The sequence below is a fragment of the Streptomyces sp. NBC_01190 genome (assembly GCF_045039895.1).
Taxonomy (GTDB): Bacteria; Actinomycetota; Actinomycetes; order Streptomycetales; family Streptomycetaceae; genus Actinacidiphila.
The window spans coordinates 671,191-687,500 of record NZ_CP108580.1; the positions used below are offsets into that span (position 1 = coordinate 671,191).

The following is a 16,310-nucleotide window of genomic DNA, read 5'->3' on the forward strand; positions in this document are numbered from 1 at the left end:
CGGTTAAATCGTGTGAATGGGACCGGCGATTTCCGGCCGACCATGGCGGCCCTGAATAGCCGCCCAGCGCGCCGCACGCAGCGGGAATGAGGCGGCGGCCCCCCGCGGAACACGGCAAAATATGGACTTGCACGTAATACGGGCAGCGACTAGATGAAACACGGAGTGAACACGCGTCGTATAAACTTCGCTTCCAAGGCTTAGTCTGCCTTCCCCGGACGTCCCGAGCAGGAGCCTGCCCTGCATCGACTGCGCCGTCCGGACCCGCCCGCGCACCACTGTTTGTCTCCCAGTGAGAGGCGACACCATGCCGCTGCTTGTGCCCCCAGCACCCGCCCCCGCCCTGATGAGCGTGCTGGCCGCGCTCAGTTCGCCCACCGCGGTCCTGGAGACCAGGACTCCGGCACTGCGCAACGCCAAAGGGCCGCTGGACGCCGAACACCCGCTCCCTGTCCATGTGTTCGAGCCGGCGCCGGTGCCCGGCGGTCTCCCGCAGGCCCGGCTGATCGGCTGGCGGTTCCATATCCGGGCGGGCGCTGAGGTGGCCGCGGCCGGCGAGACCGTGGCGACACCGGACGGCTGGGTGTTCTCCCGCTTCTCCGAGGGCCCCTACCTGGTCTCCACGGAGCGGGCCCTGCGGCAGGCGGAGACGCTGCCGGCCACGTACCAGCCGCATCTGCTGTCGGTCCCCGGCCTGTACATGATGGCGCTGTGGCTGCACAGCGACCCGCGGGCGGACGCGGCCACCGCCCAGCCCGACCCGTCGGACCTGCTCATCCCGCTGGCGCCGGCCCCGCCCGGCATCACCTCGCACCGCGTCCACCGACTGGTGGACCTGGTGCCGGCGCTCCGCCGCCGACTGGCGCCGCCGCCGCTGCTCGGCACACCGGCCTGAACGCGGCCGGACACCCGCCCATGAGGTCCCCTCGCCCGCCGGGCGGGGGGACCTCATCCGCTTTCCGTCCGCACTGATGAACACGCCGTTACGGCAACCGCCCGGGAGAGTGACACGTCTCCCACATTGCGTACCGCCTGCCCCAAAGGGCTGCGGAACCGGGCCGGGGAGAGCAACACTGGGACGGCCCGCACCGTGAACGGGGGGACGACCGACATGCACGAGGCAGGAACCGCCACCAGCGCCGCCCACTTCTCGCAGCGAAAGACAGCAGCCACCATGTGCCAGCACCAGCCGCAATGCCCGACCGCAGAAGGTCCCGACCGTGACGCCGCCTATACCGTGGCCCACCACCCGGAGCAGGGCTGGAGCCTCCTGTGCAACGGGGTACTGCTCTTCGAGGACACCGGCGAGATCCTGCCCGACGGGCAGATCATCGCGCCGCACCGGCCGCTGGGGGCCGGGCAGATCACCACCGCGGCCTGACCGCCGCGGCACACCCGGCGGCTCGTCACGTCCCCTCCCGCCGCCCGCCGCCGTTCCGTACGACACTCCGTACCGGATTCCGGACGGGATTCCGTACACAGCCGGTCCCGCTGTCAGGAGCAGGACCGGCTTCGCCATGTCGGCGACCGTACGTCGGAGCACGTCGGAGCACGTCGGCAGGTCGGCACGTCGGCCCGAAGGCGTCAGGCCGGGCTCAGTGGTCGTACTCCGAGAGCGGCGGGCAGGAGCAGACCAGGTTGCGGTCGCCGAACGCGCCGTCGATCCGGCGCACCGGCGGCCAGTACTTGTCGGCGGCCGACACCCCGCTCGGGAAGACCGCCTCCGCACGGCTGTAGGCGTGCGTCCAGTCGCCGCCGAGCGCGGCCGCGGTGTGCGGGGCGCCGCGCAGCGGGTTGTCGTCGGCGGGCCACTCGCCGGCCGTCACCCGGTCGGCCTCGCCGCGGATCGCGATCATCGCGTCGCAGAAACGGTCGAGCTCCGCCAGGTCCTCGCTCTCGGTGGGCTCGATCATCAGCGTGCCGGCCACCGGGAAGGACATCGTCGGTGCGTGGAAGCCGTAGTCGATCAGCCGCTTGGCGATGTCGTCGACGCTGACGCCGGTCTCCTTGGTCAGCGGGCGCAGATCGATGATGCACTCGTGGGCGACCAGGCCGCCGGGCCCGGTGTAGAGCACCGGGTAGTGCGGTTCGAGCCGCTTGGCGACGTAGTTGGCGCTGAGTACGGCCATCTGGGTGGCGCGCTTGAGGCCCTCGGCGCCCATCAGCCGGACATAGGTCCAGGAGATCGGCAGGATGCCCGCCGAACCCCACGGCGCCGCCGACACCGGGCCCACCCCGGTCTCCGGGCCCGCGGCGGGCTGGAGCGGATGGTTGGGCAGATAGGGCGCGAGGTGCGCCCGGACCGCGACCGGGCCGATGCCCGGGCCGCCGCCGCCGTGCGGGATGCAGAAGGTCTTGTGCAGGTTGAGGTGCGACACGTCCGCGCCGAACCGGCCGGGCCTGGCCAGGCCCACCAGGGCGTTGAGGTTGGCGCCGTCCACGTAGACCTGGCCGCCGGCGTCGTGCACGGCCGCGCAGATGTCGGTGATGTTGTCCTCGAAGACGCCGTGCGTGGACGGGTAGGTGACCATCAGCACCGCGAGCTGGTCGCGGTGCTGCTCGATCTTGGCGTGCAGATCGGCGACGTCCACATCGCCGTTCTCCCCGGTCTTCACCACGACGACGCGCAGGCCGGCCATCACCGCGCTGGCCGCGTTGGTGCCGTGCGCGGAGGACGGGATCAGGCAGACGGTACGGCCGGTGTCGCCGTTGGCGCGGTGGTAGGCGCGCACCGCGAGCAGGCCCGCGAACTCGCCCTGCGACCCGGCGTTGGGCTGCAGGCTGACCTTGTCGTATCCGGTCACCTCGGCGAGCTGGTCCTCGAGACCGTGGATCAGCTCGAGGTAGCCCTCGGCCTGCTCGGCCGGCGCGAAGGGGTGCAGGGCGCCGAACTCCGGCCAGGTGACCGGCTCCATCTCGGTGGTGGCGTTGAGCTTCATGGTGCACGAGCCGAGCGGGATCATGCCGCGGTCCAGCGCGTAGTCGCGGTCGGCCAGGCGCCGCAGGTAGCGCAGCATGGCGGTCTCGCTGCGGTGCTGGTGGAAGACGGGATGGGTCAGATACGGCTCGGTGCGCAGCAGGGCCGCGGGCAGCGCGTCGTCGGTGGCGGCGTCCAGCGCGTCGAGGTCCCCGGCGTCCTCCCCGGTGCCGCCGCCGTTGCCGCCGTCGGCCCCGAAGGCGGCCAGTACGGCGGTCAGCCGGGCCCGGTCGGTGGTCTCGTCACAGGCGATGCCGACCCGGTCGGCGTCGGTGAGCCGCAGGTTGACCCCCGCGTCGCGGGCCGCGGCCACCACCTGGGCGGCCCGGCCGGGGACGTGCGCGGTCAGGGTGTCGAAGTAGCCGGCGTGCTCGACGGTGACACCGGCCGCGCGCAGACCGGCCGCCAGCACGGTCGCGTAGCGGTGGGTGCGGCGGGCGATCGCGGCGAGGCCCTCGGGGCCGTGGTAGACCGCGTACATGCCCGCCATCACGGCGAGCAGCACCTGGGCGGTGCAGATGTTGCTGGTGGCCTTCTCCCGGCGGATGTGCTGCTCGCGCGTCTGGAGGGCCAGCCGGTAGGCGGTGTCGCCGTCGGCGTCGACCGAGACGCCGACGAGCCGGCCCGGCAGGTTGCGGGCGTAGCTGTCGCGGACCGCTATGTAGCCGGCGTGCGGGCCGCCGAAGCCCATCGGCACACCGAACCGCTGGGTGGTGCCGACCGCGATGTCCGCGCCCAGCTCGCCGGGCGAGGTGAGCAGGGTGAGGGCCAGCAGGTCGGCGGCCACGGTGACGACCGCGCCCAGCTCGTGCGCCCGCTCGATCACCGGCCGCGGGTCCCGTACCGCGCCGGAGGCACCGGGGTACTGGAGCAGCACGCCGAACACACCGCGCTCGGCGATGTCCGCGGGTATCCCGCCGCTGAGGTCGGCGGTGACCACCTCGACACCGGTGGGTTCCGCGCGGGTCCTGATCACCGCGAGCGTCTGCGGAAAGGTGTCGGCGTCGACCAGGAAGACGCCCTGCTTCACCTTGCCGACCCGGCGGGACAGCGCCATCGCCTCGGCCGCGGCGGTGCTCTCGTCGAGCAGCGACGCGCCGGAGGTGGGCAGCCCGGTGAGGTCGGCGACGACGGTCTGGAAGTTGAGCAGCGCCTCGAGACGGCCCTGCGAGATCTCCGGCTGGTACGGGGTGTAGGCCGTGTACCAGGCGGGGTTTTCCATCACATTGCGCAGGATGACCGGCGGCGTGAAGGTGCCGTAGTAGCCGAGGCCGATCATCGGGGCCAGCACCTGGTTGCGGTCGGCCAGCGCGCGCAGTTCGGCGACGACCTCCGCCTCGGTGCGCGCGGGCGGCAGCCGGAGCGCCTCGGAGCTCTTGATGCTGTCCGGTACGGCGGCGTCGGTCAGCTCGTCGAGCGAGCCGTACCCCACCTGGGCGAGCATCTTGGCCTCGGCGCCGGCGTCGGGGCCGATGTGGCGCTGGGCGAAGGGGGTGCCGGCTTCCAACTCGGCGAGGGAGGCCCGGCCGGCGCGCGGGTCGCGCGGGCGGCGGGGATCGCCGGTTTCGCGGTGATCGCGATGAGTACGCTGATCGGTCATCTGCGGAGGCCCTCCTTGGTCACAACGACCTTCGGGGGTGCCGCGGCGCGGACACCCTTACGGCCTCCCCCTCTGTCATCGGAACCTGAGAGCTTCACCGCCGGGTCGAGAGCGGCTTGCACCGTCGGTGAGGACACGTTCCCGAGGTTCCGGGGGCGTACCTGCTTTCCAGAGTGACCTCGCCCACGCGGTACGGATGCCTGAGAGATTCCGGGGAGGATTTGCTCCTTCGGCGCCTCCGTCCCGTACATCACCGTACGGTCGGAAGACTCTCCCGCAGGGGGTCGGCAGTCGGTCTCCAGCCTACCAGCGAGCCTTTCCCGGCGTCCGTGCCCGCCGGCGCGACGCACATCACGCCGGCGCCCGAGTCGACACCGCCTCCGATGTGGCTTTTCGTGGTACCCAGCAACATGCGTCGTCAGCGGGTCACCGGTTGGCCGCTGTTTGGTTCTTGGGTTGGTTGTTGGTTGGAGGGACCGTGCAGACGGACATCGATCCGCGCAGCCTGATCGGCCGCCGTGCTTTGGACCGTGACGGTTCGAAGATCGGCACCGTGGACGAGGTGTATCTCGACGACGCGACGGGAGTGCCGGAGTGGGCGGCGGTGCGCACCGGGCTCTTCACCCGGGACGCCTTCGTGCCGCTGGAGCCGAGTGAGCTGGTGAACGAGGAACTGCGGGTGCCGTTCAAGAAGTCGCTGATCAGGGACGCACCGGACTTCGGCGTGGGCCGGCACCTGTCGCCCGAGCAGGAGTTGCAGCTCTACCACCACTACGGCATGGACGTGCCCCGGTCGGACGAGGAGCCGCAGCCGCCCCCGGAACGTGACTTCGGCGGCGGCCTGTCCGACGGCGAGGAGGGCTCCGGACCGGCGTCGGGCCGCAGTTGAGCGGCTCAGCGGCTACGGAGTGACGACCAGTGGAAGCGCCTCGCTGTGCGCGAGCGCCGGGTCGTCCACCGCGAAGGTGCGCACCCGGCCGGGCGCGGTGTCGGCGGGCACCTCGAAACGGACCGTCACCCGGCCGACCCCGCTGCCCTGCACCCACCCGGCGCCGTACTCCACATGGGTGACATCCTGACCGGGCAGCCAGCGGTTGGGCTGTTCGGGTGAGGGCGCCGGCCGTGCGGGTGTCGCCTCGGGCGTGTCGTCCTCGGTCGGCCGGCTCCCGGCGTGCTGCGCGAAGAGGTCCTCCTGGGTGAAGTCGGCGAGGCCGGCCACGCCGACCCCGAGCAGCCGTACGCCGCCGGTGGTGTCCACCGTCTCGATCAGCCGGCGCGCCGTCTCCCGTACGACCACCGGATCGTCGGTGGGGGCGCGCAGCGTCTCGGACCGGGTGAGGGTGGAGAAGTCGTACCGCCGGACCTTGACCACGACGGTCCGGCCGGAACGGCCGGCGCCGCGCAGCCGCTGGACGCAGCGGTCGGCGAGCCGGTCGATCTGCGACCGCACCTGGGCGCGGTCGGTGAGGTCGGTGTCGAAGGTGTCCTCGACGGAGATCGACTTCACATCCCGGTCGGCGACCACCGGCCGGTTGTCGAGGCCGGCCGCCATGGCGTAGAGCGAGGCGCCGTGTGCCTTGCCGAGCAGCCGGACCAGCTCCGCCTCACCCGACTGCGCGATCTCGGCGACGGTCGCGATGCCCGCCCTCCGCAGATGCTCGGCGGTGGCCGGTCCGACGCCCCACAGCGTACGGACCGGCAGCGGGTCGAGCAGGGCGCGCTCGGTGCCGGGCTCGACCACCAGCAGGCCGTCCGGCTTGGCCCGCTCCGAGGCGATCTTCGCCAGCAGCTTGGAGCCGGCCAGACCGACCGAGGCGGTCAGGCCGGTCGCCGCGTGGATCCGGGCCCGCAGCCGGACCGCGACCTCCCGCGGGTCGTCGTCCCGCTCGGCGGCGAGCAGGTCGAGAAACGCCTCGTCGAGACTGAGCGGCTCTATCAGCGGCGACTCCTCGGCGAGCAGCGCCATGACCGTCTCACTGATCCGCCGGTAGAGGGGGAAGCGGGGATAGAGATAGGCGGCGTTGGGGCTGAGCCGGCGGGCGTGGGCCATCGCCATCGCGGAGTGGACGCCGTGCACCCGTGCCTCGTAGGACGCGGTCGACACGACGCCGCGGGGTCCGAGACCGCCGACCACCACCGGCTTGCCCCGCAGGCTCGGCTTGGAGGCCTGCTCGACCGCGGCGAAGAACGCGTCCATGTCCAGATGCAGGATCGTCGGCGTACTTCTCACACCGTCGATCGTGCCGCACACCACCGACAGGCACCGTACACATGTACGGCGCGGCGCCGCTCAGACCGCCCGGTTGCGCCGCTTGGCGAGCTCGTCGGCGGGATTGTGGCCGACCAGGGTCTCGCCGGTGTCGACCCGCTCACCGTGCATGGTGGACAGCGCGCTCTCCACATCCCGCCAGACCACGCCCACCGCGATACCGAAGACGCCCTGGCCGCCCTGGAGAAGCTCCACCACCTCGTCGGGCGAGGTGCACTCGTAGACGGTGGCGCCATCGCTCATCAGGGTCATCCTGGCGAGTTCGGCCGGTCCGACCGACCGCAGGTGCTGCACGGCGGTGCGGATGTTCTGGAGCGAGACCCCCGTGTCCAGCAGTCTCTTGACGATCTTCAGCACCACCACGTCGCGGAAGCTGTAGAGCCGCTGCGTGCCCGACCCGTAGGCGGGCCGCACGCTCGGCTCGACCAGGCCGGTGCGCGCCCAGTAGTCGAGTTGCCGGTAGGTGATGCCGGTCGCCGCGCAGGCCGTCGGCCCGCGATAGCCGACCTGCTCCGCCTCTGTGTCCGGTGCGGGCCCGCCGTCCACCTCGGCCGCGGCGCGTGCCAATGCCCCCCTGGGCGGATATGGGCCGCCGGTCGCCAGACCGTCGCCGGTACTTCTCACGCCGCCCTCCGTCCCTTCACGTCCTGTGGCCGCGCGCACGTGCCACCGGACTTTCTCCACCGACGGTAGGGAGTCACCCGGGGTGCGTCAACGATCGCCACACTCGGCACGCCGAGTGATATTCGCCCCAGGAGTGGTTTGGCGTGATCGCGAACCGGGAACGGTCGCTCGAATGGCCCGCCGGCGGCAACCTTGCCGCCGGCCGTGCTGCGCCTGGTCACTGGTTGCTGGTACCGAAGTCCTCGGGAGAGATCTGGTCGAGGAACTCGCGGAACTTCTCCACCTCGTCCTCCTGCTCGTCCGGGATGGCGATACCGGCGTCGTCCAGCACCCCGTCGCTGCCGTAGATCGGCGTCCCGGTCCGCAGGGCGAGCGCTATGGCGTCGGACGGGCGGGCACTGACCTCGACCCCGCTGGCGAACACCAGCTCCGCGTAGAAGACACCCTCGCGCAGGTCGGTGATGCGCACCTCGGTGAGCGTCTGGCCGACCGCCTCCAGCACGTCCTTGAAGAGGTCATGGGTCAGCGGTCGCGCAGGCGTCATGCCCTGCTGCGCGAAAGCGATGGCCGTCGCCTCCCCCGGCCCGATCCAGATGGGCAGGTACCGGTCGCCTCCCACTTCACGCAGGAGCACGATCGGTTGGTTGGAGGGCATTTCGACCCGGACACCCACAACGTCGAGCTCGTTCACACAGCAACCCTAGGCCGTGCTCGCCGGGTTTGGGTAGTCGGGGACCCCGCCACGCCGCCGCCCGAACCCTTCCGGATGGTCCCGCGGCGGCCGGAAACACCCGGTCAGCGCGGAAGTACCCGAAGCGCGGAGCGCACCATCGCGGCATGCAGCCGTACGGAGAGCGCGGCCAGCTCCTGGGCGGTGGCCTCGGCGTGTGCCCTGGTCTGCGGATTCCGGTGCCGCCGCAGCGGCGCCACCAGCTGCTCCACCAGGCCCGCCTCCCGGTCCGCGGCGGCCTTCACGGCCCGCAGATGGCGCGGTTCCAGGCCGAATCGGCCCAGCTCCGCGATGAGCCGTCCCACCGTGACCGCCTCGGCGTCGTAGCCGCCGTCCCGGCCCGCCTCCACCAGCCCGAACGACTCCCACTGCGCCAGCTCGTCCGCACCCGCCCCGGTGGCGGCCAGCAGTTCCGCCCGGCCGATCCGCGGCGCCGGACGCCGCCCGGGCTCCTCAGCCCCCGCCAGGGGCTCTCCCGGCTCCCCCGGCCGGGGCGGGGCCGGCCGCTCACCCCGGTCCAGGGCGGCGAGCTGTTCCCTGATCACCCGCAGCGGCAGATAGTGATCACGCTGCGCCCGCAGCACGTAGGCGAGCCGCTCCACGTCCGCGGGCCCGAACTTCCGATAGCCGGCCGGGGTGCGCCGCGGCTCGACCAGCCCCTCCGCCTCCAGGAAGCGGATCTTGGAGATGGTCACCTCGGGAAACTCGTCCCGCAGCCGGCTGAGGACCGCGCCGATGCTCAGCGCGGCGGCGTCCGCGGTGGCGGTGCCGTCTCCGGCACCGCCCGACATCATCGGCATGCGCACCTTCCGTGGTGATCACCCCGGACGGAGTCTGGGGAAGAGTCAGACGCCCCGCTGGCTCGCGTAGAAGACCAGCCGGTACTTGCCGATCTGCACCTCGTCCCCGTTGGACAGCGGCACCGCGTCGATCCGCTCACGGTTGACGTAGGTGCCGTTGAGGCTGCCCACGTCGGAGACCGTGAACCCGCCGTCCTGGCCGCGCCGGAACTCCACATGGCGGCGGGAGACCGTGACGTCGTCCAGGAAGATGTCGCTCTGCGGGTGGCGGCCGGCCGTGGTCAGCTCGTTGTCCAGCAGGAAGCGGCTGCCCGAGTTGGGACCGCGGCGCACCACCAGCAGCGCCGAGCCGATCGGCAGGGCGTCGACGGCGGCCTGCGCCTCCTGGGACAGCGACGGCATGATCGTCTGCCCGGTGGCCTCCGCCTCGTACGCCTCGATACCGGAGATCGAGATGGTGGAGGTGGTCTCCGACTCCCGCTCGTAACCCGGACCAGCGCCCGCACCGCGCAGCGGCGCGCCGCAGTAGTTGCAGAAGCGGCTCGCCTCCGCGTTGGTGTGACCGCACCTACCGCATACCGGCAATCCGGAACCTCCACCCGGGGCTGAGGCCGATGGTTCCCCGAAACCTATGCGCGCGGCGGAAGCGGGGTCAACAGACGCCACGCCGGGAGCACCGGGCCCACCGGAATAGCCTCCCGCCGGGCCGTGCGGCTCATCCCTGAAGAGCTGGCGATCCTGGTCCTGGCCCTCCTCGGACAGGTGCCGTGGCGCACGGTGACGCGCCGTCGCCGGGTCACCCGACTGGCGCGCGCTCTTGCCGAACAACTTCCCAAACAACTTCACGGGCGATTCCCCTTGAAAGAAGCAGACCCGCCCGTGGGGCAGGACGAACCCTCGCTGCACACAGTTTCCCTTACACCGCACCCCACCGATGCCCCGACCCCCGGCCTCACTGGGATGACCGAGCGTAGTCAGGCTGCTTCGACGGCCGCAAGGCATTCACGACGATCTTCTGCGACCTGCCGACATCCGCTGTGGCCTGCTCCTTCTCCAGCGTCTGAACCACCCCACCGGGGATGTTCAGCGCCGGTTCCAGATCCTGCGGATTGCCGATGACCTTGAACTCGTACGGCTGCGACACCTTATGCCCGTCGATCTGTACTCCGTTCGTGCCGTCCGTGAAGTAAGTGTCGGCGACGACACGGACGTTGTTGATCTGGATCGCCTCGGCGCCCGCCGCCCGCAACTCCTGGAGCGTATCGAGCAGCGAGTCCGCCTCCACCCCGCCATGCGGGTCGGTGACGGTCAAGGTGATCCCCGGCCCCTGGGCCGGCACCGTACCGGCCAGCACGCCGAGCTGCTGTGCCTTCTGGCGCGTCTGCTTGAGCGCTTCCGCGGCCTGGTCGGAACTGGTCTCCAACTCACCGCGCTGGCTCTCCAGACCACGCTTCTCGTCCTGCAACCGCTGGCCGCGGTTGTCCAGTTCGGTGAGGATACGGACCAGGTCCTCCTGGCGCGCGCCGCGCAGCGCGCCACCGCTGTCACTGGTGGAGCGGACCTGGATGGCCAGACCGAGCCCCAGCACGAACAGCAGCAGCGCGACGATCAGTTGGGCCCGCGACAGCCGCGGCGGCCACAGCCCGGCCACCAGCCGCTGCCGGCCGGTGATCCCCGGCACGGTGTCCGCGGGCCGCTCCCCGGGCTCCGGCAGGTCCCTCTCCTCGCTCATACCCGCGTCACGCCCGGAAGACATGGCGGCGGATGGCGGCCGCGTTGGAGAAGATCCGGATGCCGAGAACCACCACGACACCGGTGGAAAGCTGCGAGCCCACGCCGAGTTTGTCGCCGAGGAAGACGATCAGGGCGGCCACGACCACGTTCGACAGGAAGGAAACGACGAAGACCTTGTCGTCGAAGATCCCGTCCAGCATGGCCCGCAGACCGCCGAAGACGGCGTCGAGCGCGGCCACCACGGCGATCGGCAGATAGGGCTCGACCCCGGAAGGCACCACGGGACGCAGCACCAGTCCGACCACGACCCCGGCTATGAGGCCCAGTACGGCGATCACTTCGAACCCTTTCCGCTCCCGGCCCCGCCCGCCTGACGCCCGCCGTCGGACACCGGCCGCGCGGGGACCGGCGAGGCGTACCGCACGATCAGGCTGGGCGCGGCCGCCAGTCGTACCTTGTCCTCGATGGAGACGCTGGTGCGGATACCGTAGTTGTCCCGCAGCGACCGCAGATACCGGCCGTCCGCGCTCCCCTGGAATGCCTGGCTCAACCGCTCCCCGTCCCCGATCGCCAGCACCGTGTACGGCGGTGCCAGCGGCTTGTTGTCGACCAGTATGGCCTCACCCGCGGCGCGGATCGCCGACAGGGCGGTGAGGCGCTGCCCGTTGACGGAGATCGCCTCGGCGCCGACCGCCCACAGACCGTTCACCACCCGCTGCAAGTCGCGGTCACGGACCCGGCCGGTGTCGGTGAAACCGCTGCTCAACCGCTGGCCGCCGCTGTCCGCCACCGACGCCTCCCTGGCGTCGTCGACGACCAGCCGCACCCCGGGACCCCGCGCGGGGGTCGCCGCGGCCACCAGCTCGAGGAGCGCGTTGCCGTCGCCGCCGTGCTGGTCGAGCGCGGCCCGCTGCTCGGCGGAGACACTGTCCCGCAGCGTGTCCACGTCCCGCTGAAGCCGGTCGGCGCTCGCGGTCTCGCTCTGGATCCGGTCGATGAGCTTCTGCCGCTCCTTGGCCTCGGTGGGCGCCGACACCTGCGCCTGGGCCGCCCCGAGGGTGACCACGATCGCCGCGAGCACCAGACCGCCGGCCAGCCACAGCCGGCCGCCGAGGGCCCCGGGCAGCCGGGACGAGCCGACCTCGCCGCGCCGGGCGGCCGCCTCCGCGTACCCGTCGTCCAGGCTGTGCTCCATGACGTTGGTGAGCAGCGACATGGAGGCGTCCGGACGCCGTGGAGCAGCCCCGGGCGCGGGGCTGCTCCGATCGGGTGGGTGCTGCGGCATGCCGGACATCGTCGCATGTCGGAGCGCCCACCCTCGAACGGCCCCGTCGGGGGCCTGCTTTGCGCGGTGTGCCGCATTGGTGCCGCGGCGGTCGCCGGGGCGCTTGACTAACGCCCGGCGCTCTCCACGACCTCCGACCACTCGTCGAGCAGGGCCTGCGCGGACGCGTCGTCCGGGCCTTCGGCCCACAGGTGGGTGACGGCCTCGGCGGGGTCGGGCAGCACCATCACCCAGCGGCCGTCGGACTCGACCACCCGTACGCCGTCGGTGGTGTCCACCGACCGGTCCCCGGCCTGCTCCACCACCCGGCGCATCACCGAGCCCTTGACCGCCCACGGGGTCGGCACGTCCCGCTTGAGGACATGGGCGCGCGGGATACGGGCGTCGATCTGGCTGAGGGTGAGCTGAGTACGCGCCACCAGCCCGATCAGCCGGACGAACGCGGCCGAACCGTCGAAGACGCTGCTGAACTCCGGCACGATGAAACCGCCACGGCCGTCGCCGCCGAAGATCGTGCCCTCCTCCCGGGTCACCCGGGTCAGGTCGTCGGGCGAGGTCATCGTCCAGGTGACCTGGGTGCCGTGATACGCCGCCACCTGCTCGCCGATCCTGGTGGTGGTCACCGGCAGCGCGACCCGGCCGCTGCGTCGCTCCGCGGCCACCAGGTCGAGCAGCACCAGCAGCGCCCGGTCGTCCTCGACGATCCGGCCCCGCTCGTCCACCAGCGACATCCGCTCGCCGACCGGGTCGAAGCGCACCCCGAAAGCGGCACGGGACGAGGAGACCATCTCGCCCAGCCGCACCAGTCCGGCCCTGCGGCTCTCCTCGGTCTCGGTCGGACGTGCCTCGTCCAGACCGGGGTTGACGGTGAGCGCGTCCACCCCGAGCCGGCCGAGCAGGCTCGGCAGCACCAGGCCGGCGCTGCCGTTGGCGGCGTCCACCACCACCTTGAGCCCGGACTCGGCGATGCCCGAGGTGTCCACGGCCCGCAGCAGGGCGCCGGTGTAGGAGTCGAAGACGGTGGCCGGGAAGTTCAGGTCGCCGATCTCGCCGGGGAACGCCCGGCGGTACTCCTGGCGGGCGAAGACCCGGTCCAGCTTGCGCTGACCGGCCGCCGACAGGTCGGCTCCCCGTTCGTCGAAGAACATGATGTCCAGCGAGTCCGGCCGCCCCGGCGTCGTCCGGATCATGATGCCGCCGGCGCTGCCGCGCGCGGTCTGCTGACGTGCCACCGGCATCGGCACGTTCTCCAGGTCGCGGACGTCGATGGCGCTGGCCTGGAGCGCGGAGATCACCGCCCGCTTGAGCGCACGCGCACCACGGGAGTGGTCGCGGGCCGTGGTGACGGTCGCGCCCTTCTTCAGCGTGGTCGCATACGCGCCGGCCAGGCGTACCGCGAGCTCCGGGGTGATCTCGACGTTCAGAATGCCGGAGACACCGCGGGCACCGAAGAGATGCGCCTGTCCGCGTGATTCCCAGATGACCGAGGTGTTGACGAAGGCACCGGCCTCAACGGTCTTGAACGGGTACACCCGCACATTTCCGGAGATGATGGATTCCTCGCCGATCAGGCACTCGTCACCGATGACAGCGCCCTCGTCGATCCGCGCCGCCCGCATGACATCGGTGTTCTTGCCGATGACGCAGCCGCGCAGATTGGTGTGCTGCCCGATGTACACATTGTCGGCGATGACCGCTCGGTGCAGGAACGCACCGGTCTTCACCACGACATTCGAGCCGATGACGCTGTGCTCGCGGATCTCGGCGCCGGCCTCGACCTTCGCGTAGTCACCGATGTAGAGCGGTCCGCGCAGTACGGCGTCCGGGTGTACTTCGGCGCCTTCCGCCACCCATACGCCGGGCGAGATCTCGAAACCGTCGATGTCGACGTCGACCTTGCCCTCCAGGACGTCCGCCTGGGCCTTGACGTAGCTCTCGTGGGTGCCGACATCCTCCCAGTAGCCTTCGGCGATGAAGCCGTAGATCGGCTTGCCTTCCTTCATCAGTTGCGGGAAGACATCGCCCGACCAGTCGACGGACACATCGGATTCGACGTAGTTGAACACCTCGGGTTCCATCACATAGATACCGGTGTTCACCGTGTCGGAGAACACCTGGCCCCAGGTGGGTTTCTCCAGGAAGCGCTCGACCCGACCCTCGTCGTCGACGATCGTGATACCGAATTCCAGCGGGTTCGGGACCCGGGTCAGGCACACCGTGACGAGGGCGCCCTTTTCCTTGTGAAACTCGATCAGCTCGGTCAGATCGAAATCTGTGAGGGCATCGCCGGAAATCACCAGGAAGGAATCGTCTTTCAGTGCCTCTTCGGCGTTCTTGACGCTTCCGGCCGTCCCCAGCGGCTTTTCCTCGTGGGCGTAGGTGAGTTCCATTCCAAGCTCTTCGCCGTCCCCGAAGTAGTTCTTCACCAGGGACGCCAGGAACTGGACTGTGACCACCGTCTCAGTGAGGCCATGGCGCTTGAGCAGCGTCAGAACGTGCTGCATGATCGGTCGATTCACCACAGGCAGCAGAGGTTTGGGCATGCTCGAGGTCATGGGGCGCAGGCGGGTACCTTCCCCGCCGGCCATTACAACCGCCTTCATGTCGGAAACATCCTCCTCGTGACTCAGTCAGCGATGGCGTCCGCCCGGACAAGTCCCCGGACCTGCACCACATAGAGGATCCCTGCCCACCAGTACAGGGTTGTACCCCAACCTGCGAACGCCCAGCCGAAAATAGCCGCCGCGGTCGCAAGCCATCCACTTCCGTCGCTGAGCAGCAGCAGCGGAAAGGCGTACATGAGGTTGAAGGTAGCCGCTTTCCCGATGAAGTTCACCTGGGGTGGGCCGTAGTGGTGCCTCCGCAGAATCAGCAGCATCACCGCCATCATCGCCTCACGGGCCAGCAGCAGCAGCGTCAGCCACAGCGGGATGATGTCCCGCCAGGTGAGCCCGACCAGCGTGGACAGGACAAACAGCCGGTCCGCGGCGGGGTCGAGGAGCCGGCCCAGACTGCTGATCTGATTCCAGCGCCGGGCCAGCTTGCCGTCGAGGTAGTCGCTGATGCCACTGAACGCCAGGACGAGCAGGGCCCAGCCGTCGACCTTGGGGCCGCCGAACTCCGGCCACAGAATCAGCCACAGGAACACGGGAACGCCGACCAGGCGCGCCATACTCAGGATGTTGGGGATCGTGAAGATCCGATCCGTTTGCACCCGTGTCTCCTGGACCTCCACCGGGTCCCCTCCTGCGGTATCTACGTGATCTACGTGCGGACGTTGCGCGCCGACTCTACAGCAGGCACAAAAAAGGCCCGGCGCCGGATCCGAGTTCGGATCCGAGGCCGGGCCTCTAATAATTGTTCGGCGGTGTCCTACTCTCCCACAGGGTCCCCCCTGCAGTACCATCGGCGCTGAAAGGCTTAGCTTCCGGGTTCGGAATGTAACCGGGCGTTTCCCTAACGCTATGACCACCGAAACACCATGAAACACACACCAACCCCGGAGAGAATCCCTCACAGGGGGGTGGTGGCTGATTGTTTCAGAACCACACAGTGGACGCGAGCAAACATGGACAAGCCCTCGGCCTATTAGTACCGGTCAGCTCCACCCATTACTGGGCTTCCACATCCGGCCTATCAACCCAGTCGTCTACTGGGAGCCTTACCCCATCAAGTGGGTGGGAGTCCTCATCTCGAAGCAGGCTTCCCGCTTAGATGCTTTCAGCGGTTATCCCTCCCGAACGTAGCCAACCAGCCATGCCCTTGGCAGAACAACTGGCACACCAGAGGTCCGTCCGTCCCGGTCCTCTCGTACTAGGGACAGCCCTTCTCAAGACTCCAACGCGCGCAGCGGATAGGGACCGAACTGTCTCACGACGTTCTAAACCCAGCTCGCGTACCGCTTTAATGGGCGAACAGCCCAACCCTTGGGACCGACTCCAGCCCCAGGATGCGACGAGCCGACATCGAGGTGCCAAACCATCCCGTCGATATGGACTCTTGGGGAAGATCAGCCTGTTATCCCCGGGGTACCTTTTATCCGTTGAGCGACGGCGCTTCCACAAGCCACCGCCGGATCACTAGTCCCTACTTTCGTACCTGCTCGACCCGTCAGTCTCACAGTCAAGCTCCCTTGTGCACTTACACTCAACACCTGATTGCCAACCAGGCTGAGGGAACCTTTGGGCGCCTCCGTTACCCTTTAGGAGGCAACCGCCCCAGTTAAACTACCCACCAGACACTGTCCCTGATCCGGATCACGGACCGAGGTTAGACATCCAGCACGACCAGA

14 protein-coding genes, 2 rRNA genes and 1 riboswitch (1 of these 17 running past the window's edge) are annotated in these 16,310 nt (G+C 69.9%); of the genes, 3 read left to right on the forward strand and 13 right to left on the reverse strand.

What is annotated here, in order from left to right; genetic code table 11:
• Positions 1 to 307 precede the first annotated feature (307 nt).
• Positions 308 to 895, forward strand: a complete 588-nt coding sequence (locus OG519_RS02905) for a hypothetical protein (RefSeq protein ID WP_405578199.1) — start codon at positions 308 to 310, stop codon at positions 893 to 895.
• 279 nt (positions 896 to 1,174) lie between these two features.
• Entirely contained in the window at positions 1,175 to 1,381 is a 207-nt protein-coding gene (locus tag OG519_RS02910; protein ID WP_405592424.1) for a DUF5999 family protein, read from the forward strand.
• Positions 1,382 to 1,595: 214 nt separating this feature from the next.
• On the opposite strand, the gene gcvP is transcribed toward OG519_RS02910, so the two are convergent.
• On the reverse strand, positions 1,596 to 4,577 hold the full coding sequence (gene gcvP / locus OG519_RS02915) for an aminomethyl-transferring glycine dehydrogenase (RefSeq protein WP_405578202.1): 2,982 nt from the start codon (positions 4,575 to 4,577) through the stop codon (positions 1,596 to 1,598).
• Positions 4,578 to 4,755: 178 nt separating this feature from the next.
• A riboswitch (glycine riboswitch) is annotated at positions 4,756 to 4,864 on the reverse strand.
• 191 nt (positions 4,865 to 5,055) lie between these two features.
• Here gcvP and OG519_RS02920 point away from each other — a divergent pair.
• Positions 5,056 to 5,466: a PRC-barrel domain-containing protein gene (locus tag OG519_RS02920; protein ID WP_405578204.1), complete on the forward strand. Its 411-nt coding sequence runs from the start codon at positions 5,056 to 5,058 to the stop codon at positions 5,464 to 5,466.
• 12 nt (positions 5,467 to 5,478) lie between these two features.
• On the opposite strand, the gene OG519_RS02925 is transcribed toward OG519_RS02920, so the two are convergent.
• The 12 genes from OG519_RS02925 to OG519_RS02980 form a co-directional block, all read right to left on the reverse strand.
• On the reverse strand, positions 5,479 to 6,807 hold the full coding sequence (locus OG519_RS02925; protein WP_405578207.1) for a DNA polymerase IV: 1,329 nt from the start codon (positions 6,805 to 6,807) through the stop codon (positions 5,479 to 5,481).
• Positions 6,808 to 6,867: 60 nt separating this feature from the next.
• A complete protein-coding gene (locus OG519_RS02930; RefSeq protein ID WP_405592426.1) occupies positions 6,868 to 7,413 on the reverse strand; it encodes a MerR family transcriptional regulator in 546 nt (181 codons plus the stop codon).
• A gap of 274 nt (positions 7,414 to 7,687) precedes the next feature.
• Positions 7,688 to 8,161 (reverse strand): bifunctional nuclease family protein, encoded by a 474-nt coding sequence (locus tag OG519_RS02935; RefSeq protein WP_031518684.1) that lies wholly within the window; start codon positions 8,159 to 8,161, stop codon positions 7,688 to 7,690.
• A 104-nt stretch (positions 8,162 to 8,265) separates the two neighbouring features.
• The gene (locus tag OG519_RS02940; RefSeq protein ID WP_405578210.1) at positions 8,266 to 9,000 is read right to left on the reverse strand and encodes a MerR family transcriptional regulator; all 735 of its coding nucleotides are present in this window, start codon (positions 8,998 to 9,000) and stop codon (positions 8,266 to 8,268) included.
• 45 nt (positions 9,001 to 9,045) lie between these two features.
• Complete coding sequence (locus OG519_RS02945) at positions 9,046 to 9,846, reverse strand: FHA domain-containing protein (protein WP_405578213.1); 801 nt, start codon at positions 9,844 to 9,846, stop codon at positions 9,046 to 9,048.
• A 106-nt stretch (positions 9,847 to 9,952) separates the two neighbouring features.
• Entirely contained in the window at positions 9,953 to 10,732 is a 780-nt protein-coding gene (locus OG519_RS02950) for a DUF881 domain-containing protein (RefSeq protein ID WP_405578216.1), read from the reverse strand.
• Positions 10,733 to 10,739: 7 nt separating this feature from the next.
• Positions 10,740 to 11,072, reverse strand: coding sequence for a small basic family protein (locus OG519_RS02955; RefSeq protein WP_405578218.1), 333 nt, complete (start codon positions 11,070 to 11,072; stop codon positions 10,740 to 10,742).
• A complete protein-coding gene (locus OG519_RS02960; protein ID WP_405578220.1) occupies positions 11,069 to 12,019 on the reverse strand; it encodes a DUF881 domain-containing protein in 951 nt (316 codons plus the stop codon). Before OG519_RS02960 ends, OG519_RS02955 begins: the two co-directional genes overlap by 4 nt.
• A 107-nt stretch (positions 12,020 to 12,126) precedes the next feature.
• Entirely contained in the window at positions 12,127 to 14,622 is a 2,496-nt protein-coding gene (locus OG519_RS02965) for a sugar phosphate nucleotidyltransferase (protein WP_405578223.1), read from the reverse strand.
• A 23-nt stretch (positions 14,623 to 14,645) separates the two neighbouring features.
• Positions 14,646 to 15,254 (reverse strand): CDP-alcohol phosphatidyltransferase family protein, encoded by a 609-nt coding sequence (locus OG519_RS02970; RefSeq protein ID WP_405578226.1) that lies wholly within the window; start codon positions 15,252 to 15,254, stop codon positions 14,646 to 14,648.
• Positions 15,255 to 15,378: 124 nt separating this feature from the next.
• Positions 15,379 to 15,495 (reverse strand): 5S ribosomal RNA (gene rrf / locus OG519_RS02975).
• A 92-nt stretch (positions 15,496 to 15,587) separates the two neighbouring features.
• Positions 15,588 to 16,310: ribosomal RNA gene (locus OG519_RS02980) — 23S ribosomal RNA — on the reverse strand (it continues 2,406 nt past the right edge of the window).